This window comes from Leptotrichia sp. oral taxon 223, from assembly GCF_013394795.1.
Taxonomy (GTDB): Bacteria; Fusobacteriota; Fusobacteriia; order Fusobacteriales; family Leptotrichiaceae; genus Leptotrichia.
Genome location: NZ_JABXYU010000001.1, coordinates 1095465 through 1114414, shown reverse-complemented (window position 1 = coordinate 1114414; position 18950 = coordinate 1095465). Strand labels below are relative to the sequence as shown.

Sequence of the window (18950 nt, the reverse complement as noted above, 5' to 3'; positions counted from 1 at the left end):
TAAATTGGGGTGATGTATTTGGGAAAAAATGAGGAATCAGAAAAAAAGAAAAATTTACCAGTTGGAATTGATAATTTTGAAGTAATGATACAAAATGATTACTATTATTTTGACAAGACTGGACTAATTGAAGAAATTCTGAAAACTGGAATGACGCATTAATGCTTTTGTCTAAGTATTTGTATGATTATTATGGTAAAAAAGTAATTCTGCTTATAGATGAGTATGACAATCCAATAATAAAGGCACATGAAAATGGACATTATAATAAGGCAATTAATTTTTTCAAAGGCTTTTACAAAAGTACAGTTAAGGGAAATGACTATGTTGAAATGGTTGTAATGACTGGAGTTTTGAGAGTTGCAAAAGAAGGGATTTTTTCTGAATTGAATAATATGGAAGTACATACAGTTTTGGAAGAAGGATGTAGAAGTGGGGATTGAAGAGGGGTAAAAGTAAAATGAAGCAGGAAACGCATTAGAAACATGCGGTTTTGGAAAGGAAGTTTTGTGAAAATAGTAAAAAATTATTATGACAGGTTTAAGGTTTTAAATCCTCGGTATTCAGAAGTAAAACTGGGGATTATCGCTGCAATTATTATTTATTTTATTGCAAGGATTTTTTTTACAACAAAAATTTCAAGGGATATGATAATTTCATTTGCGGTTTTTGTAATATCAATGACTCTTCACGAAGTGGCACACGGATATGTGGCTTATAAATTTGGTGACGATACGGCAAAAAGAAAAGGAAGAATAACATTAAATCCTTTAAAGCATATTGATTTGACGGGAATAATACTGCCGATTCTCATTCTTTTGAGCGGATTTAAATTTTTGGTAGGCTGGGCAAAGCCTGTTCCAGTTAATTTTTATAATTTAAGGCCGCATCGGCTTGGATTATTTTGTGTTGCAATCGCTGGAATAGTGGTAAACTTCACTCTTGCGCTAATTTCGCTTGTGCTGTTGAAATTTTTAGGAAAGCATCTGGATATTGAGAATATTTTTATGACGATTCTGCTTTACATATATTTAATAAATCTTTTGCTTGGATTGTTTAACTTGATACCAATAACGCCGCTGGATGGAGGGAGAATAGTTTATTCTTTTTCAGGGGAGAAAGTTAGGGAGTTTTATAATAAAATTGAAAGATACGGGATTTTAATTATTTTTGTAATTGTTTATTTTGGAAGTTCATTTTTAACACACGGCTTTTTGGAAATTGTGGAATTTTTTTTACGACTGGCAGGAATAAATATCAGCTTGTTTCTTTAAAAAAATATAAGAAAATTCAATAAAAATTTTTGAAAATCGAAAATATGGGATATAATATAGTGTTGTAATTTTAGACATGAACAGTAAGTGTATAAAATGTTTTTATCAAAATTTTAAGGACGTGGTAAAGATGAGAAAATTATTTTTGATTTTAGGAATATTTTTAATGATGAATTTTGGATCGTATGGTTTTTCACAAAAGGAGAAAATTCAGGAAACGCTGTCGAAACTTGGGGTTAAGCAGGCATTAATTGATGAAACGGTGGCACTGGACTATGAGATAAGGGATACGCAGTATTTTGAAAATGATGAGAAAATTATTCGGGAAAGGATTGAAAAGCTGGAAAAATTGCTTCAGAAAGATGAGAGGAACTACATAGCGGCACAGGCTCTAATTACAATTTTTGAGTCAAAAATAAGTGGAGATTACAAAAAGTACCTTGATTTGTTTGTAAAATACACGCCATACGAATATGAAAAGACTTTTTCAAAAATGATGTATGCTCTGGACAAGGGGGATATACCAAGTTTTGAAAAATATATGGATGAAATTCCCCAAAAATATAACGATACAGTTGTCATTACGCTAGCAAAAATTTTTGTGGCAAAAGATTTTGAGGAAAAACAGATGCTTACGGAAAAAGTGCTAAAATTATTAAAAAACGAGAGTGAACGTCGAAAAGTGGGAGTTTCTGACGAGGAATACTATTTTATGAAATTGACTTATTACTTGAATAAGATTCGCAATCTTTTTGACAAGGGAGAAGTGAAGCAGGCTGTTGCAGAATATTTAAATAATATTGTAAATGAAAATGTGAGCGAGGAAATACAAAATTATAATTTACGTGCGGAAGTTATACTTTATTTTAATGTTGTAATAATGAATGAGGAAATAAAGGAAGACTTATTAAAAATAAGTAATGGCGCAAAACTGGAAGATACTTGGATTGCTAAGAAAATTCAGACTGAAACTGAAAAGGACAAGGATTTCTTGTCAAAAATGGTAAATTAGGAAAAAGGAGAAAGTTTATGAAAAAAATTTTTATATCGTTATCATTGCCATTCTTTTTAACGCTGGGATGTGAACTGTCAGCATACACTAGAGCTGAACTCATACAGGACAGGCTTTCCAAAATTGGGATAAAGCAGGATGTAATTGATGAAACGATAAAATTTGAATATGAGATCAAAGATGAAAAAAATTTTTTTACAGAAGATGGGCAGGAAAATGATAATCTCTTAAAATTAAAGAAAATTTATGAAAAAGATGAAAGAAATGAAACATTGGGTGCAGTTCTTGTAGGAGCCTACATAGTGGGAGAAAAAAAGGACTTTAGAAAAGCAAGGGAATATATGGATAAAATTGCTCCGTATTCAACACGATTTGATAAACTTTCAAACGAATTTACCTACTATAAGCTGAAAGGCGATGAAAAAAAAGCAAAATTTTATTACAACCTTATAAAACGCCGTTATAAAAATTCTGTAGCAATGGAACTTGTTGATACACTAAGTGAAAATCTGGATATGATAATGTTCATTGAAACATTGGGCGATTATTTGACTGACGATGAGGAAGAAACTAATAATGAGGCAAATGACCTGCCTGATGGATTTTCTTATGACAATAAAAAAGGGATTATACAAAATAAGGATGCTGATGATGATTCTGATAAAGACGCTGAAAATGTCTTAGAGGATACAAGGACTTACGGTGAAAGCGTAAAGGAAATTCTGGACAGCGGGAAAGAAAATTTGGAAAATCAGAAGCAGGAAATAAATAAATATCAGCGTATAATTGACTACTTTAAAATTGGAAAAAATCAGAAGGAGTTTGGTGTTCCAGATGACTATGTAAGAGGTTTTAAGTTAAAAATTGCTGAAATTAAAATAGCTAAAAACATGATGAATTATGGAATAGAAAATGCAGTAAAATATTATTTGGACAATGTTTCAACAAAGGATGTAAGCTATGAAGATGTTTATTTTAATGAGCAGTCTGAACTGGCGCTCTATCTTGCAGTTGCACAAATGCTTTCCATTGCAGATGAAAGTGTAATAAGCAGATACAGAAAAGAGTTTGAAAATACAAGAGTAATTAAGCTGCTGGATGAAATTTTAAAAGATGAGAGAGAAAAGGAAAAAGAGAAGGCTGGGAAGACTCAAAATAAAAATCATATAAAAAGCTAATTTTGGAAGTATTCAGAACTGCTAAAGCGGCAATATTTATAAAAAGTTACACTCAGTGGTATTGAAACTAAAAAATTATAGAAACTCAGATAAACTTAATTATAAAAATAGGTTGTCTGAGTTTTATTTTTATGATAACATAATAATATCATTTTAAATTTATAAAATGAAAGGAGGAGAAGCGTGAAAACTGTAGCAAAGGAAACGGTAATTGAATTTGAAGAAAAGAAGTCAAAGTTTATTGGGTATATTAAACCAGTTTCGACAGTAGTTGAAGCTGAAAAGTTTATTGATTCAATAAGAAAAATGCATCCAAATGCAACTCACAATGTTCCGCTTTACAGAGTGGTGGAAAATGGACAGGAATACTTTAAATACAATGATGACGGAGAGCCAAGCAGTACAGCGGGAAAACCGATGGCAGAAATACTTAATATTCTGGATGTATATAATGTGGCGATAGTTGCGACGAGATATTTTGGAGGAATAAAACTAGGGGCAGGCGGACTTATAAGAAATTATGCGAAAACTGCGAAATTAGCTATCAATGAGGCAGAAATTGTAGAATATGTGGAAAAATCCATTTTCATCCTAGATTATGATTATGAATATACTTCAGAAATAGAAACTTTTTTAAATGCAAATACACTAAAATTTGGAATAGAAATACTTGAAAAGAATTATTCAAACAGAGTTACTGTGAAAATATCAGCAAATGATGAAATTGAGCATGAACTAAATGGTTTGCAGAAAATAATAGTAATAAAAATGTAAAAAATAATAAATTTTAAAGAAACTCAAAATTTTTTATAAAAGTTGTTGACAAATAAAATTAAATATGATATTATATTTCTTGTCTGTGAGTAATGGGAAAGCAGATTAGGGAATGGTGCGCGGCCTTCGTCTAGTGGTTAGGACCTCGGGTTTTCATCCCGGTAACAGGGGTTCGATCCCCCTAGGCCGTACCAATTTAAAAATTGAATATTAGTTAAATGGTGATTGTTTTATGGTCGCATAGCTCAGCTGGGAGAGCACCTGCCTTACAAGCAGGGGGTCATTGGTTCGAGCCCAATTGTGACCACCATTATGGAGGTGTAGCTCAGCTGGTTAGAGTGCTTGCCTGTCACGCAAGATGTCGCGAGTTCAAGTCTCGTCACTTCCGCCATTTAATGCCGCTTTAGCTCATCTGGTAGAGCAACTGACTTGTAATCAGTAGGTGGTTGGTTCGAGTCCGACAAGCGGCACCACTATTTAAAATTTAGAATGTTGTGGAGAGGTTCCCGAGTGGCCAAAGGGATCAGACTGTAAATCTGCCGGCTCAGCCTTCGAAGGTTCGAATCCTTCCCTCTCCACCATTTTTTTTTATAAAAATAAAATTTGTTATAAATATTAAATCATAATTCGTAGGAGGAATTATCAGCTATGGTTAGAAAAATAAAAGGAGCTGGAAGCAAATCTGGTGGAAATCAGCAGGATATAATTAAACAAGCTCAAGTAATGCAACAAGAAATGTTAAAAATTCAAGAAGGCTTAAAGGACAAATTTGTAGAAACATCTGTTGCTGGTGGAGGAATCACTGTAAAAGCAAATGGACAGAAAAAATTGTAGACTTATCAATTTCGTTGGATGTATTAAAAGATGCAATTGAGGAAAATGATGCAACAATAGTTTCTGACTTAATTGTAAACGCAGTAAACGAAATCTTGGATAAAGCTGAAGAAATGGCTGAAAAGGAAATGGAAGTAGTTACTGGCGGAGTAAGTATTCCAGGATTATTCTAAAAAATTAAAAATTATGTTTATATATAAATATATTTTAAGGAGGACTTATTATGTCAGAAACTAATTTGCCTGAAAATATAGAAAATGAAAAACCTAAATACAATAAAGTAATTTATTGCTTATTAGCCTGGTTTTTTGGAGCTTTCGGAATCCATTCATTTTATGCGGGTAGAAAACAGGAAGGAATATATTTTTTAATTGCAGGAATAATAGGAGTATTAACATATATTCTTTTGGTTGGAATGGTAATTCTTTTTGTAGAATTTGTAATATGTGTTATTCAAATAATAAAAGCAGTACAAAAGCCAGCTGATGAATTTGGTAGAATATCAGATTAGTAAGGTTTAAGAATATTTAAAAATGGGAAATCAATAAATAATTTTTATTGATTTTTTTTTAATCAAAAATAATTAATAAACAAGCATAATAGGATAATCTTTTAAAAAAATGACTTTAATTTTATGATTTTTTTGATTTTTGCTATTTAAAGAGGAAATAGTATTAGAATTAACAGAAATATTTAAAAGGAAAGGAGATGGAAAAATGAAAAAAAATATAGATAGGATGATAATACTGATGTTTTTATGTATTATTGTTTATAATTTAGGGCATCCTGCAACGCCTGCACTAATTGAACTGAGAGGATGGAAGAAAAGTATTTCGGGGGAATTACTGGCGTTTATGAGTATGGCGATGTTTATTTCTTCGCCTTATTTGGGGGCTTTGGCAGATAGAGTTGGGATGAAGAGGATATTTGTGTTTATGCCATTTTGTTATGGAATGTCGCAGCTTATTTTTGGATTTGGGACGAATTTGCCGCTTATATTTCTGGCACGGATGATTTCGGGATTTGCTTCAGGGGGAACATTTGCTGTGGCATTTGGATATGTGAGTCAGCTTTCTGAAAAAGAAGAAAAGGCGAAGAATATTGCCAAAGTCAGCTCTGCCACTGTAATTGGCGGGGCGATTGGGCAGAAAATAGGGGGATATACGGCAACTGCCATGAATGATCCGCGATTCTCCTTTGCGTTGCAGTTTGTTGGCGGAAGTATTGTTTCGGTAATTATTTTGCTGATTATGAAGGAAATTGTGCAAAAAGATAATAATTTTGGGAAAGAAAAAAATAAAAAGGACTTGAATCCGTTTGCAACTTTTAGATATATTAAGGAATTGGATGGATATTCCAAATTTTTCTGCCTTATAATACTGCTTTCAGGAATAGGAATTTATTCTTACGGGAGCGCTTTAAACTATTTTTTAAAATTTTATGAAAAAGTTTCTTCCGATGCAATCGGGACTTTTGTAATGTGCTCGTCATTGCTTGCTTTTTTTGGAACTGCATTTTTGCTGGGGAAATTATTAAAAAAATTTAAGGAGAAAAGTGTTTATAAATTTTTGATTTTTGTTGGGATAATATTGATGGCGGGAATTTTTTTCAAAGTAAAATTTGGTGTAACTCCGTACATTCTGATGGCTGTTTATACGATGACTTATGAGATTGTACGTTCGCTCGGAAATACGATTATTGCTCAGAGATATAGGGAAAATCAGGGGAAAATACTGGGAGTGGCTTCTGCGGTAGGTTCACTTGGAACTGCAATTGGTTCGCTGGTTTCTGGGCATTTATTAAATTTTAATCCTTTTTTTCCATTTGTTGTGAATATTATTGTAATGTCTTTTGTGCTAGTTTTAATTTTAGTAAAAAAATTGTAATTTTTTTCATTTAGGTACTTGTTAAATCAAATAAATGTGGTAAAATTAATATAGAATAGAGAAATTTTTGGAGATAATTAGTTTAAAAGAAGCTAGTAAAATAATTAAAATCGTTTAAATAAAAAAATTTTAGGAGGCGTACCATGGAATATATGAAAAAATATGAATACTGGTTAAATTCAGAAGCTGTTGATGAAAAAGACAAGGAAGAATTAAGAAGTCTGGCTGGAAATGATAAGGAAATTGAAGACAGATTCTTTAAGGACTTGAGCTTTGGAACTGGTGGAATTAGAGGCGTTCGTGGAATTGGAACTAACAGAATTAATAAATACGTAATTAGAAAAGCGACTCAAGGGCTTGCAAATTATATGTTAGGTTTTGATGAAAAATTGGCAAAGGAAAAAGGTATTATTATTGCCCACGACTGCAGAATCGGTTCAAGAGAATACGCCCTGAATACAGCGAGAGTTATGGCTGCTAATGGAATTAAGGCCTACATTTATGAAGATTTGCGTTCCACTCCTGAATTATCGTTTGGAGTAAGATATAAAGGGACTATGGCTGGAATCGTCGTAACTGCTTCTCATAACCCTGTGGAATACAATGGATACAAGGTTTACTGGGATGACGGAGCTCAAGTTGTAGATCCTCATGCACCTGCGATTGTTGCTGAAGTTAATAAAATTCAAACTCTTGAAGAAATTAAAGTAATTTCTGAAGCAGAAGGAAGAGAAAAAGGATTAATTATTCAACTGGATGGAAAAATTGATGATGATTATTTAGATGCAATTAAAACACAAACTTTAAAAACAAATGTTCCAGGAAAAGAAAATTTCAAAATAGTTTATACTCCGCTTCACGGAACTGGTGGACGTCCAATGAAACGAATCTTATCTGATTTTGGATACAGCTATGAAGTTGTAAAGGAACAAATTGAGCCAGATGGAAACTTTCCAACTGTAACTTATGCAAATCCTGAAGAAAAAGCGGCATTTAAACTTGGCGTAAAATTAGCTGATGAAATTGGTGCAAAATTAGTTATGGCAAACGATCCTGATGCGGATAGAATCGGTATTGCTGTAAAAGATGACAAAAATGAATGGTATTATCCAAATGGAAACCAAGTTGGATTATTATTGCTGCAATATTTATTAAACAACAAGAAAGATATTCCTGCAAATGCAAAAGTTATAACAACAGTTGTTTCTACACCGATGATCGATGTAGTTGCACCTTCAAAAAATGTTGGAGTTATGAAAACGTTGACAGGATTCAAGTATATCGGAGAAAAAATTAGACAATTTGAAAATAAGGAATTGGATGGAACATATTTATTTGGATTTGAGGAAAGTTACGGATATTTGATTGGAACACACGCAAGAGATAAGGATGCGCTGGTAACTTCAATGGTAATCGCTGAAATGGCCACTTACTATGATTCAATAGGAAGTTCAATTTATGAAGAATTGCAAAAATTATATAAAGAATTTGGATATTACCTGGAAGGAATAAAATCTGTAACTCTTAAAGGTAAAGATGGAATCGAACAAATGGCAGCGCTTATGTCTAACTTGAGAGAAAATATAAAAGACGAACTGCTTGGTAAAAAAATAAAAATTAAACGTGATTTTTTCTCACATAAAGAATACAATCTGGAAACAGGAGCTGAAACTGAAATAAAATTACCAAAGGAAAACGTTTTACAATTTGTTCTTGAAGACGACACTTACATTACAGCCCGTCCATCTGGAACAGAGCCAAAAATCAAATTCTACTTTAGCGTAAATGCAGATTCAAACGAAAATGTAAAAGCAAAACTTGATAAAACAATGGAAGAATTTTCAAAATTTTTAGGATTATAATTTTTTAAAGAGATCAGAAGATTACTTAAACTAAATATCCAATTTTTTGGAGGAAGTTCAGTTTTTTCTGATCTTTTTTGTTTCAGGTCTGCTTTTGTATATAAAAAAGATTTGCCAACATAAAATAAAAAAATATAATAAAATTTTTAGAGAGAACTTGTGAAAAAAATAAAGTATGGAAAAGATAGAAATAAAAGAAAAAGATATTGATGCAATATATATTCATATTCCATTTTGTAATAAAAAGTGTGAATATTGTGATTTTTGCACGTTTGTGAGAATGGAAAAAGAGTATAGGAGATACGTGGATTATTTGATTAAGGAGATTAGGATGTATCCGAAACTTAAGTATGATACGATTTATTTTGGAGGAGGAACGCCTTCGGTATTGCCAGTTGAGATGATAAGGGAAATAATGGATGAATTGGACTGGACTGGGAATGCGGAAATTACTTTGGAATTGAATCCGACAGATATGACTTTGGGAAAATTGGAGGAAATTCGGAAAATTGGGATAAATCGTTTGAGTATTGGGATACAGAGCTTTCAGAATCATGTACTGAAATTTATTGGAAGGCAGCATAGTTCAGATGATGCGGTAAATGTGTACAAAATGGCTAGAGAAGCTGGATTTGAGAATATAACTGTAGATTTGATGTTTGGGATTCCTAATCAAAGCATTGAAGATTTGCAGAAGGATTTGGAAATTTTGAAAAAATTGAAGCCTGAAAATGTGTCGATTTATTCGCTTATATGGGAGGAAGGGACTGTTTTCTGGAGCAAGTTGCAAAAGGGTATTCTGTCGGAAATTGATCAGGATGTGGAAGCTCAGATGTATGAGATGATTATTGAATTTTTTAATGAAAATGGGTACTGTCATTATGAAATATCGAATTTTGCACGAATTGATGGAAATTTTGAGGGAAATATAAGTATTAACGAAAATTTTAAAAGTCAAAAATTAGAAAATAAATTTTTGGAAAATATAGAAGATTTTGAGATGATTGAGAAAAGGCAGAAAAATGGCGGAAGGCATAACCTGAAATATTGGAGAAATAAGAAATTTATTGGTGTCGGAATGAGTGCGGCAGCTTATTATGGTGAAAACCGGCATAGCAATGTGCGGACATTTAATAAATATTATAAATTTCTAGATAGTGAAAAATTACCGATTGACGAGAATACAGTGGAAATTGTGGATGAAGCTGAAAGTGAAAAATTGAAGAAAATACTGGGGTTAAGGCTGATTCAGGAAGGAATTGGGTATTTTGAGGACAAGAAAGTTGAAAAACTTATAAAAAATGGATTGCTGAAAAAATTTGCTGTAAAAAAAGTGGATTTTTCTGAAAAAAAATTTGAAAAAATTGAAAAATTTATTGCCGCAAAAGAAAAAGAAATAAAAAATAAAGTCAAAAATAATGAATATTTTGATGGGAAAATAGCGGGAAATGCCTATGAAATAAGGCTTCGGCTGACAAAAAAAGGAATGCTGCTGGCAAATGATGTATTTGTTGAATTTATTTGAAAAAAAGGTTATAATAGTTGTAACTGTAAAAATATCATATATAAAGCAAGTCAAAAATAATAAGGAGCAAAAATGGAACTTGATAGCATAAAAATTCAGCAGAATTATAAAAAAATTTTGGAAGATATAAAAAAATATTCTCCGTATCCTGAAAAAGTGAAAATTTTATTTGTAAGTAAATATTTGAATGTGGAGGAGCATAAGGCTCTGATTGAGATGGGCTATGATTATTTTGGTGAAAATCGGGCTCAGCTTTATCGGGACAAGCTGAATGAATTTTCAGATGAAAAATATAAAAATATCAAATGGGATTTTATTGGAAGGTTGCAAAAAAATAAAATAAAGTATATAATTAATAGTGTGAATTTAATACATTCGATTGATTCTTATGAACTTTTAGAGGAAATAAATAAAAAAGCTATTGAAAATGACAGAATTATAAATGGATTAGTTCAAATTAATGTTTCAAAGGAAGAATCCAAAACAGGAGTTTATATTGAAGATTTTAAAAAAAATAGCGAAAAGTATTTTTCTATGAGTAATGTAAAAATAGCTGGTTTTATGACTATGGCTCCACTTGAAGCGTCTGAGGATGAAATAAATGATTATTTTTCAAATATGAGAAAACTGAAAGAAGAATACCAGAAGCAATATGATTATGTTACGGAAATTTCTATGGGAATGTCGAATGATTATATGGAAGCCCTGAAAAATGGGGCGACTATAATTAGAATAGGAAGTAAGTTATTTGAATAGGAGGTTTATGCTTTGGGACTTAAAAGAAAATTAATGGAATTTTTTGGCGATGATATTGAAGATGATGACGATGAGTTATCTGAAGAGTTGTCAAATGATGAAAGAAAAGAAGCGGCAGCAGAACAGCCGTCACAAAATCAGCAAGCAAAAGTTCAACCAAAACCGACAGTAAACCGAGTTGAACAGGAAAAACAACCAGAAGAGAAAAAAGGCATTGGAAGTCTTTTTGGAGTAGGAAAAAAGGAGGAAAGTACAAAAATGGCGTCGTCAAAAGTAAGTTATGTTTCGATTATCAGACCAAAAGTTTTTGAAGATTCGAGATTAATTGCGGATGCAATAAAAGAAAATAAAGTTGTAACATTCAGTTTGGAATTTTTAGAGTATGAAGTGGGACAAAGGGTAATAGATTTTGTGAGTGGAGCTGCCTATGCAATGAATGCGCACCTTTCAAAAGTTACTGACAAAGTTTTGACTTCTATTCCAGTTGGAATCGACTATGAAGATATTGATGCTTCATTGGGAGAAGAATCAAGAGATAGTAACTTATTATAATACTAAAATATTAAGTTAAGTTTTGGAATTTGGCTGCTTTTTATGGGTTTTTCTCATTTAAAGCAGTATTTTTTAATAATTTATTTTAATACTAAATCCTATTTAAAAAATAGAAATAAAATTCTACAATAATTAATTTGATAGCTTTGTTAAAAAAATCAAATTTAATTCTTAAGTATCCTACGTTACAAAAAAATTCAATAAAAAATAGAAAAAACTATTATTAATCATAATATTTATAAACTAAAATTATAAAAGTCCTTAAGATGGATACTTAATGATTAAATTTAATTAAAGGATATTTTAATAGTTACACAGGTTGTATAATAGCATAGTAAAAATAATGACTTTAATTTTATGAATTTTTGATTTTTACTCTTTAAATGGGAAATAGTATAGATATAAAAATAAAAGAAAATTAGGAGAACAGATAAATGGGAATAATTTTTACGATAGTAATTTTGGGATTAATTGTATTTTTGCATGAATTGGGGCATTTTGCCACTGCTAAGTATTTTGGGATGCCTGTTTCGGAGTTTGCTATTGGAATGGGGCCTAAGATTTTTTCAGCGAGGAAAGGGGAAACGGTGTATTCGATTAGGGCGCTTCCACTTGGGGGATTTGTCAATATCGAGGGTATGCAGCCTGAAAAATTTGATTTGAAGGGATTTAAGAAGGAAAAGACTGATGAGATTATTGAGGAACTGAAAAGAGAACAGAAGTTAAAGAATATGGAAGGTGAAACAAGGGAAACTGAAGATGAAGAATTTGTCAATGAAGTGTCGAAACGGCTGGATAAGGCTGTGGAAGAGGAATTGAAAAAGCAGGAAAATATTCAGAAGAACGGATTTTTTACAAAGCCGCCGTTTAGCCGATTTGTTGTGCTGATTGCAGGAGTTATGATGAACTTTATCTCAGCATTGATTGCATTGTTTGTGCTGCTTTCTATAACGGGAATTATGCCTATAAAATATACGGCGCCAGTTGTCGGGGAAATTCAGGCAAATTCAAGGGCAAAGGGAAAATTGCAAGTAAATGACAGAATTTTGGCGGTTAATGGTGAAAATGTGTCAAACTGGGTGGAAATGTCAGAAAAAGTTGCGAAAATTAGTAAGAATTATAAAAATGAAGATGTAAGCTTGAAAATTTTGAGAAATAACAAGGAAATTACAGAAAATGTGAAATTGACTTACTACGGTGAGGCGAAGGCAAATCTGCTTGGAATACAGGTTTTGCCACAAAAAACTAATGTCGGTGAAAGAATAAAAATGAGTTTTATAATGTTTGGAGATTATTTTAAGTTGACTCTGGATGGCGTGAGAATGCTTGTAACTGGGAAAGTGGCAATGAAGGAAATGACAGGGCCTGTCGGGCTGCCAAAAATTATTGGGCAGGCTTATGGGCAAGGTGGATTTTTTGCACTGCTTGGGATATTTATTCTTATTTCAATAAACATTGGAATTATGAATTTACTGCCTATTCCGGCACTTGACGGGGGAAGGCTGATATTCGTCATTCCTGAATTTTTTGGAATAAAGGTAAATAAAAAAATAGAAGAAAGAATACATATGATTGGAATGATATTTTTACTTGTATTAATGCTGGTTATTGTATTTTTTGATGTTACTAAGTATTTTTAGGAAAAAGGAAGTAGAATAAATGGCAATATTTAATCAGAATATAAAAAGAATGCTTGAACTTCCGAGAGTCATTATTAAATATGGATTTGAGGAATTTTTTAAGCAGGGAGATCTGGAAAGGTTTGTTCCAAAAAGGGTAAAAAAAGAGTACAGCGAGCGGATAAGGGAGATAAACTCATACACTTTCTATGAAAGAGTGAGGATGGCGCTTGAAGAGCTGGGGCCTGTGTATGTGAAATTTGGACAGATGTTAAGCAACAGAAAGGATATTTTGCCAGAGGAGCTCATTGTAGAACTGCAGAAATTGCAGGATAATGTGGAAGTCGAGAAAGTTAATATAAGCCAGAAATTAAATTTGGAGCTTGGAATTGACGTAGATGATTATTTTAGCGGGATAGAAGAATATCCAATGGCATCAGCTTCAATAGGACAGGTATTTAGAGCGAAATTAAAAACTGGGGAAAAAGTTGTTATAAAGGTGCAGCGGGAAAATATACGCCCTGTTGTTGAGGCAGATTTGGGTATTATGAAAAACCTTTCAAAAACGCTTGAGCGATATTACGATTATTTGAAAAGAATGAATATTAGCGAGATTGTTGAAAGTTTTGAAAAAATGCTGAATGAAGAGCTTTCGTTAAATAATGAGCTGAATAATATACTCCGTTTCGCAAATAACTTTAAGGATGATAAGAGAATTCACGTTCCTGCCGTGTATAAGGAGCTTTCCAACGATCGTATTCTGACTATGGAAATGATTGAGGGATTTAAGATTACAGATATTGAAAATATCATAAAAATTGGGCAGAAACCGGAAAAGGTTGCAAGAACCGGACTTGATTTATATTTGACACAATTTTTAAAACATGGATTTTTTCATGCCGATCCTCATCCCGGCAATATATTTATAAAGGAAAATGAACAAATTGTATTTATTGATTTTGGTGCAATGGGAAGGCTTTACCCAAATGAGCGGGAACTTTTAATCAGCTTAATTCTTTATTCGTTGAAAAAAGATGTAAAAAAAATGATTGAAGTGATACGGGAACTGGCGATAAAGTTTGAAGTTGCAGATGAAAAAAAGCTGGAACGGGAACTTTACGGGCTGATGGAAATGATAGACGGAAATTCGCTGGAAACTCTGGATGTGGTTGTGCTTTTTGAAAAGGCAAGAAAGATATTCAGCGACAATCAGATTCTGCTTTCTGAAGACATTTACCTGCTAGTAAAGGGAATTGGGCAAATTGAAGGAATAGGACGGCATCTGGATCCAAATCTTAATATAACGAAGGTCATGTATCCGTATATGGATAAAATAGCCAGAGAGCGAATGAATCCAATAAATATTTTAAAGCAAAATGCTTTTAAACTAGAAACCTTTTCTGACAACTGGCTAACTTTGCCGACAGATTTAAAAATGATTCTAGAAAAAATTCAAAAAAATGAATTAAAGCATAAGCATGAAATAATTGGTTTTGAAAAATTTCAAAAGACTTTTGAGGAGTTAGTTCTGGCAATTATTATTTCATCATTGTTTGTCGGCTCTTCAATACTGGCTTTGGCAAATATCCCGCCAAAAATCTTTGGAATTTCTGGACTAGGACTGCTAGGGTTTGTTATTGCAGGAATAATGGGGATGAATTTGTTTTTAAAAAGTAAAAAATAAGTGACGGCACAATAAAAACTATTTTTGGAAGAGTATAATAAGATAATTTAAATGATGTATAAAATCTTTGAAACTAAATTCAAAAATTATGGGCATTTTATTTAAAGTTTAGGACTATACGGGTTTTAAAAGTTCATAATTAGAGAAGGTTAATATAATTTTATAAAAATAAAGAAATATGAAAGGGTTGATGATTATGGAAAACAATGTACTGCTTGCAACATTTAAGAATCAGCTAAGCGCATTTGAGGCATTGGCGGATATAAAAGCAAAATATTTAGGAGAAAATTATGTAATCACTCAGGCGGCTGTTGTGAAAAAAGAAAATGACAGCTTGTCTTTTAAAGATGGATTTGAAGTAAATGCAAATGGGAATATAGGATTTTTGAACGGCGGGCTGCTTGGAGGATTAATTGGAATTATCGGAGGGCCACTAGGTGTTATCTTTGGTGGAACTATTGGGGCTTTGTTAGGAGAAAGCCATGGAGAAAAAGCAGATAAAAAAGTAGTTGGCATCTTTGAAGATGTGTCAAAATATTTGGTGAATGATCATTATGCCTTGATTTTGCTGACATCGGAATCAGATACTTCTGAACTCGACAACTTTTTAAATAAATATGAAGCGGAAACTATTTTAAGAAAAGATGCCTCAATTGTAAGAAAAGACTTGGAACTGGCAGAAGAATATGAAAGAAAATTAAAAACAGATGTTGAATACAAAGAGTTAAAGCAAAAATTTGAAAATAAATCTAAAGAAATAAAAAGCAATTTAGATAATTTTTCAGAAAAGGTAAAAGCTAATGCAGAAGCGTTTACAGAAGATTTGACAAAATTTGTACTGGATTTGAAAAATAAATTTAAAAAGTAAAAAAAGACAGGGGTAAAAAATCTTATCCCTGTTTTTTGTTCAAAATGGCTGCTATAACATTTCCAAAAGATTTTTAAAATAATTATTTTCCTCTCTTTTTCACATCTTCTTCTATTTTATCCTTCCAGCTGTCATTAACTTTGTTGTTTAGTCGAAACTCTTCTACTGCGTTATTTATTGAGTCGTAGTTTAGCTGAGTTCCTATGCTGTCAGATTTGTATTGGGCGGCTCTGGATTTTTCTATTCCAAAGCTTTCGGCTGTTTTTATAGCATCTATATTTGCTCCTAAAAATAAAAATTCCCAGTTTTCTTTTTCTTTTTGTTCACTGATTAGTTTTTTTACTGCGTTTACTGTGTATTCCTTGCTTGCGTTTTCCATTCCGTCGGTAATGATGACAAATAGTATTTTTTCAGATCGTTCCTTGGAATTTAATTTATTTTGTTCAGCCTTTACTTGGGAAATAGTTTTTCCAATTGCATCCAGAAGGGCAGTGCTGCCTCTTACAAAATATTCTTTTTCAGTTAGGGGCTTTACTTGCTGTATCGGAATTTTGCTGTGCAGTAATTCATATTCGTTGTCAAACAGAACAGTTGTTACATTTACTTGTCCGTTCTTGTCTTTTCTTTGTTTTTCCAGAACTGAATTAAAGCCTCCGATGGTGTCTGATTCCAGCCCGCCCATTGAACCGCTTCTATCTAAAATAAATACCAATTCCATTTTTTTTGGATCTGCTTTTTTTCCAAAAGTAACTTTTTTAGTTTTTGAAGCTGGAAAAATAACTAGGCTTACCAAAAGAAAAAAACATAAATTAAAAATTTTTTTCATCAAAATCACATCCTTGTCTTTTTAATAAAATTAATTCTTCCTAATTAAAGTATATCCGATTAAACAGAAAAGTCAATAAAATATATTTCACATTTTTGAGAATAATGTTGCTATTATCGTCAATAACGGCTATTATTCAAATAATAAAGAAGGTTTTTTGACAGTATCGGATAAAAGCGGAAGGAATGGCTGAAAAAAATTTTATTTTTATATTATTTTTACTTTTTGTTGCACTTGACTTGACAATACACCGAAAATAAAAAATAAATTTTCAAATACAAAAATAATTGACAAAATGGAAAAAACGTTATATTATATTAAAATGACTTACAAGTCAATTTTATTTGTTAGGTGGTAAGCGGTTGGAAAGAAAGAAAAATGTAAAAAGCCAGAAAAGGAAGAAAATCGTCGATAAGGCGTGGGAACTGTTTGCAAAAAACGGATACGAGGAAACAAAGGTGGAGGATATTACAAAGGATTTAGGAATATCTAAAGGGAGTTTTTATACGTATTTTGCAACTAAGGATGAGCTGCTTTATGAAGTTTTAGAAAAAATAAAAAAGGAAGCAATTGGAAATCTTGAAAATATAAATGTTGATCAAATGCCAGAAAAGGTTCTAGAAGATTACGCAAAAGCTAAAATGAATCATGCTGTTAAAATTTTGAATAATATGAAACTAAAAGCGGTTGAGAAATATTCGATTGATCCAAAATTAAGAAGTTTTTTTGAAGAACTGCGGGGAAAATCAATTGATTTTATAAAAACAAATATTGTTGAAAAATTTAACAGGGAAAATGGGAATAAATACAAGGCACAGATTATATCAGAATTTATATTAACTTCAATAGAGGAATTTCTGTATGATGAATTTGTCTTAAAAAGTTTTAGGAATATGAAGGATGATGAGCTGATTAATATAAAAAATACAGATAAAATTGAAAATTCGCTGAAGGAAATAATAAAGTTTATAAATAATGCATTAAGATAAGTTCAGGAAGGAAGAAGGGAAAATGGAAAAAAACAGAAATAAAATAGTAGTATCAATATTGCTATTGTTAATGGCAATTCCCAATTTTGCACAAAAGATAACGATTCAGGAAGCTGCTGAAATGGCGGTGAAAAATAACAAGGATATAAAAGTGGGAATGCTAGAAGTGGACAGAGGACAGATAGATGTAAGCAGAACGTGGAAACAGAGATTTTTTACAGTGAGCTACAACGCTTCGGCAAACGCCTACTTTAAAAATGTCATGTCGCAAAAGACTGGGGAAGCATATCAACAATATCTGTCATTATCACAGCCGCTTTTTACAGGCGGAAAATTGAAGCTAGGAAATGAAATAAGCAAGGATAACTTGAAATTAGCTGAGCTGAAATTAGATAAGACAAAAAAAGATACGGTTTTAAGTACGGTTCAGGCATATATTGACGTATATGATGCGATTAGTACGCTTGGCGTGCTGCAAAAGTCGAAGGAAGCATTGGAAGAAAATTATAAAATTCAGACTGAGAAATATAACTTGAGAATGGTTACAAAGCCTGAATACAGGGAGGCCGAAAGAAGCCTGAAGGCTATGGAGGCACAGATTGTAGAACAGCAGGGAAATATCGAGATTGCAAAAGAGTCTTTGGGAATACTGATTGGAGTGCCGAACCCAAGCAGCATTGAAATAGTGCCATTTGGAGTGGAGGACAATTTTACCAAAACGATTGACTTGGAAAAGGATATGGAAAAATTGACAACACAGAATACTGAGTATAAAATCGCACAGAAACAGATTGATCTAAGCAAAAAAAATACAAAGCTGGAAAGGGCAAGTTTTTTCCCAGTAATTAATGGAGTAGTAAATTATGGAGCATTAAGTTCAAAAAATAAGTTAAAGGATGCATTTGAAGTGAAGGATTTTTCATCGGCAGCAGGAGTAAAATTCACTTGGGACATTTTTGACTGGGGAAAAAGAAAAGATGATGTGAAATATGCCAAGAAAACTGAGGAAATTGCAGCGGTGAAATCAGAACAGACATTGGAACAGGTTAAGGCAAATATGAGAAAAACATATTACAAGCTGCAGGCGCTGGAAAAAAGTCTGGAAGCGTTGAGAGTTGCGGTGGAAAGTGCGGAAGAAACATATGAATTGGAAAAGGAAAGATATAACTATAATTTGATAACAATGAACAACTTGCTTGATGCAGAGGCAAAATTAAGACAAAGCCGTGTAAATTATGCAAATTCAAGACTTCAATATTATTATCTTGTATCACAGTATGGAGCTTTTCTTGATTAATCAGGTTTGATAAA

At 32.2% G+C, this 18950-nt stretch carries 18 protein-coding genes, 5 tRNA genes and 1 pseudogene; 23 read left to right on the top strand and 1 reads right to left on the bottom strand.

What is annotated here, in order from left to right:
- Nucleotides 1-18 precede the first annotated feature (18 nt).
- The 21 genes and pseudogenes from HW275_RS05490 (at nucleotide 19) to HW275_RS05390 (ending at nucleotide 15824) form a co-directional block, all read left to right on the top strand.
- A complete protein-coding gene (locus tag HW275_RS05490; RefSeq protein ID WP_218975098.1) occupies nucleotides 19-162 on the top strand; it encodes an AAA family ATPase in 144 nt (47 codons plus the stop codon).
- Complete coding sequence (locus tag HW275_RS05485) at nucleotides 162-443, top strand: AAA family ATPase (protein WP_178936415.1); 282 nt, start codon at nucleotides 162-164, stop codon at nucleotides 441-443. The genes HW275_RS05490 and HW275_RS05485 overlap by 1 nt, the downstream gene beginning before the upstream one ends.
- A 66-nt stretch (nucleotides 444-509) precedes the next feature.
- Nucleotides 510-1274 (top strand): site-2 protease family protein, encoded by a 765-nt coding sequence (locus HW275_RS05480; RefSeq protein WP_178935600.1) that lies wholly within the window; start codon nucleotides 510-512, stop codon nucleotides 1272-1274.
- Nucleotides 1275-1404: 130 nt separating this feature from the next.
- A complete protein-coding gene (locus HW275_RS05475) occupies nucleotides 1405-2286 on the top strand; it encodes a hypothetical protein (RefSeq protein WP_178935599.1) in 882 nt (293 codons plus the stop codon).
- A 17-nt stretch (nucleotides 2287-2303) separates the two neighbouring features.
- Nucleotides 2304-3464: a hypothetical protein gene (locus tag HW275_RS05470; protein ID WP_178935598.1), complete on the top strand. Its 1161-nt coding sequence runs from the start codon at nucleotides 2304-2306 to the stop codon at nucleotides 3462-3464.
- Between the two features lie 183 nt (nucleotides 3465-3647).
- Complete coding sequence (locus HW275_RS05465; protein WP_178935597.1) at nucleotides 3648-4238, top strand: YigZ family protein; 591 nt, start codon at nucleotides 3648-3650, stop codon at nucleotides 4236-4238.
- 119 nt (nucleotides 4239-4357) lie between these two features.
- Nucleotides 4358-4432: transfer RNA gene (locus HW275_RS05460), tRNA-Glu, on the top strand.
- Between the two features lie 40 nt (nucleotides 4433-4472).
- Nucleotides 4473-4548: transfer RNA gene (locus tag HW275_RS05455), tRNA-Val, on the top strand.
- 4 nt (nucleotides 4549-4552) lie between these two features.
- A tRNA-Asp gene (locus HW275_RS05450) sits at nucleotides 4553-4629 on the top strand.
- 6 nt (nucleotides 4630-4635) lie between these two features.
- Nucleotides 4636-4711, top strand: a tRNA-Thr gene (locus HW275_RS05445).
- A gap of 23 nt (nucleotides 4712-4734) precedes the next feature.
- A tRNA-Tyr gene (locus HW275_RS05440) sits at nucleotides 4735-4819 on the top strand.
- A 67-nt stretch (nucleotides 4820-4886) separates the two neighbouring features.
- A pseudogene (locus HW275_RS05435) lies at nucleotides 4887-5245 on the top strand (YbaB/EbfC family nucleoid-associated protein).
- A 50-nt stretch (nucleotides 5246-5295) separates the two neighbouring features.
- Complete coding sequence (locus tag HW275_RS05430; protein ID WP_051354388.1) at nucleotides 5296-5583, top strand: TM2 domain-containing protein; 288 nt, start codon at nucleotides 5296-5298, stop codon at nucleotides 5581-5583.
- 205 nt (nucleotides 5584-5788) lie between these two features.
- The gene (locus tag HW275_RS05425) at nucleotides 5789-6958 is read left to right on the top strand and encodes an MFS transporter (protein WP_178935596.1); all 1170 of its coding nucleotides are present in this window, start codon (nucleotides 5789-5791) and stop codon (nucleotides 6956-6958) included.
- Between the two features lie 143 nt (nucleotides 6959-7101).
- Nucleotides 7102-8820, top strand: coding sequence for a phospho-sugar mutase (locus HW275_RS05420; protein WP_178935595.1), 1719 nt, complete (start codon nucleotides 7102-7104; stop codon nucleotides 8818-8820).
- 175 nt (nucleotides 8821-8995) lie between these two features.
- Complete coding sequence (hemW, locus tag HW275_RS05415) at nucleotides 8996-10345, top strand: radical SAM family heme chaperone HemW (RefSeq protein WP_178935594.1); 1350 nt, start codon at nucleotides 8996-8998, stop codon at nucleotides 10343-10345.
- A gap of 72 nt (nucleotides 10346-10417) precedes the next feature.
- Nucleotides 10418-11101, top strand: coding sequence for a YggS family pyridoxal phosphate-dependent enzyme (locus tag HW275_RS05410; protein WP_178935593.1), 684 nt, complete (start codon nucleotides 10418-10420; stop codon nucleotides 11099-11101).
- Nucleotides 11102-11113: 12 nt separating this feature from the next.
- Nucleotides 11114-11653, top strand: coding sequence for a cell division protein SepF (locus tag HW275_RS05405; RefSeq protein WP_255460023.1), 540 nt, complete (start codon nucleotides 11114-11116; stop codon nucleotides 11651-11653).
- Nucleotides 11654-12087: 434 nt separating this feature from the next.
- Complete coding sequence (locus HW275_RS05400; protein WP_178935592.1) at nucleotides 12088-13293, top strand: RIP metalloprotease; 1206 nt, start codon at nucleotides 12088-12090, stop codon at nucleotides 13291-13293.
- A gap of 19 nt (nucleotides 13294-13312) precedes the next feature.
- Nucleotides 13313-14956: an AarF/ABC1/UbiB kinase family protein gene (locus HW275_RS05395; protein ID WP_178935591.1), complete on the top strand. Its 1644-nt coding sequence runs from the start codon at nucleotides 13313-13315 to the stop codon at nucleotides 14954-14956.
- A gap of 196 nt (nucleotides 14957-15152) precedes the next feature.
- Complete coding sequence (locus HW275_RS05390) at nucleotides 15153-15824, top strand: DUF1269 domain-containing protein (protein WP_255460022.1); 672 nt, start codon at nucleotides 15153-15155, stop codon at nucleotides 15822-15824.
- A gap of 82 nt (nucleotides 15825-15906) precedes the next feature.
- Here the strand turns inward: HW275_RS05390 and HW275_RS05385 are convergent, their stop codons facing one another.
- Nucleotides 15907-16650, bottom strand: coding sequence for a vWA domain-containing protein (locus HW275_RS05385; RefSeq protein ID WP_178935589.1), 744 nt, complete (start codon nucleotides 16648-16650; stop codon nucleotides 15907-15909).
- A gap of 362 nt (nucleotides 16651-17012) precedes the next feature.
- Here HW275_RS05385 and HW275_RS05380 point away from each other — a divergent pair, with 362 nt between their 5' ends.
- Both HW275_RS05380 and HW275_RS05375 read left to right on the top strand, forming a co-directional pair.
- Nucleotides 17013-17639 carry a TetR/AcrR family transcriptional regulator gene (locus HW275_RS05380; RefSeq protein WP_178935588.1) on the top strand — a complete coding sequence of 209 codons (627 nt, stop codon included), beginning with the start codon at nucleotides 17013-17015 and terminating at the stop codon, nucleotides 17637-17639.
- Nucleotides 17640-17661: 22 nt separating this feature from the next.
- The gene (locus HW275_RS05375) at nucleotides 17662-18936 is read left to right on the top strand and encodes a TolC family protein (RefSeq protein ID WP_178935587.1); all 1275 of its coding nucleotides are present in this window, start codon (nucleotides 17662-17664) and stop codon (nucleotides 18934-18936) included.
- The last annotated feature ends 14 nt before the right edge of the window (nucleotides 18937-18950 follow it).

Bases quoted from the DNA above. Each gene is read 5' to 3' on its own strand.
- HW275_RS05485 (WP_178936415.1), top strand. From the start codon at position 162: ATGCTTTTGTCTAAGTATTTGTATGATTATTATGGTAAAAAAGTAATT.
- HW275_RS05475 (WP_178935599.1), top strand. From the start codon at position 1,405: ATGAGAAAATTATTTTTGATTTTAGGAATATTTTTAATGATGAATTTT.
- HW275_RS05470 (WP_178935598.1), top strand. From the start codon at position 2,304: ATGAAAAAAATTTTTATATCGTTATCATTGCCATTCTTTTTAACGCTG.
- HW275_RS05430 (WP_051354388.1), top strand. From the start codon at position 5,296: ATGTCAGAAACTAATTTGCCTGAAAATATAGAAAATGAAAAACCTAAA.
- HW275_RS05425 (WP_178935596.1), top strand. From the start codon at position 5,789: ATGAAAAAAAATATAGATAGGATGATAATACTGATGTTTTTATGTATT.
- HW275_RS05420 (WP_178935595.1), top strand. From the start codon at position 7,102: ATGGAATATATGAAAAAATATGAATACTGGTTAAATTCAGAAGCTGTT.
- hemW (WP_178935594.1), top strand. From the start codon at position 8,996: ATGGAAAAGATAGAAATAAAAGAAAAAGATATTGATGCAATATATATT.
- HW275_RS05410 (WP_178935593.1), top strand. From the start codon at position 10,418: ATGGAACTTGATAGCATAAAAATTCAGCAGAATTATAAAAAAATTTTG.
- HW275_RS05400 (WP_178935592.1), top strand. From the start codon at position 12,088: ATGGGAATAATTTTTACGATAGTAATTTTGGGATTAATTGTATTTTTG.
- HW275_RS05395 (WP_178935591.1), top strand. From the start codon at position 13,313: ATGGCAATATTTAATCAGAATATAAAAAGAATGCTTGAACTTCCGAGA.
- HW275_RS05390 (WP_255460022.1), top strand. From the start codon at position 15,153: ATGGAAAACAATGTACTGCTTGCAACATTTAAGAATCAGCTAAGCGCA.
- HW275_RS05385 (WP_178935589.1), bottom strand. From the start codon at position 16,650: ATGAAAAAAATTTTTAATTTATGTTTTTTTCTTTTGGTAAGCCTAGTT.
- HW275_RS05375 (WP_178935587.1), top strand. From the start codon at position 17,662: ATGGAAAAAAACAGAAATAAAATAGTAGTATCAATATTGCTATTGTTA.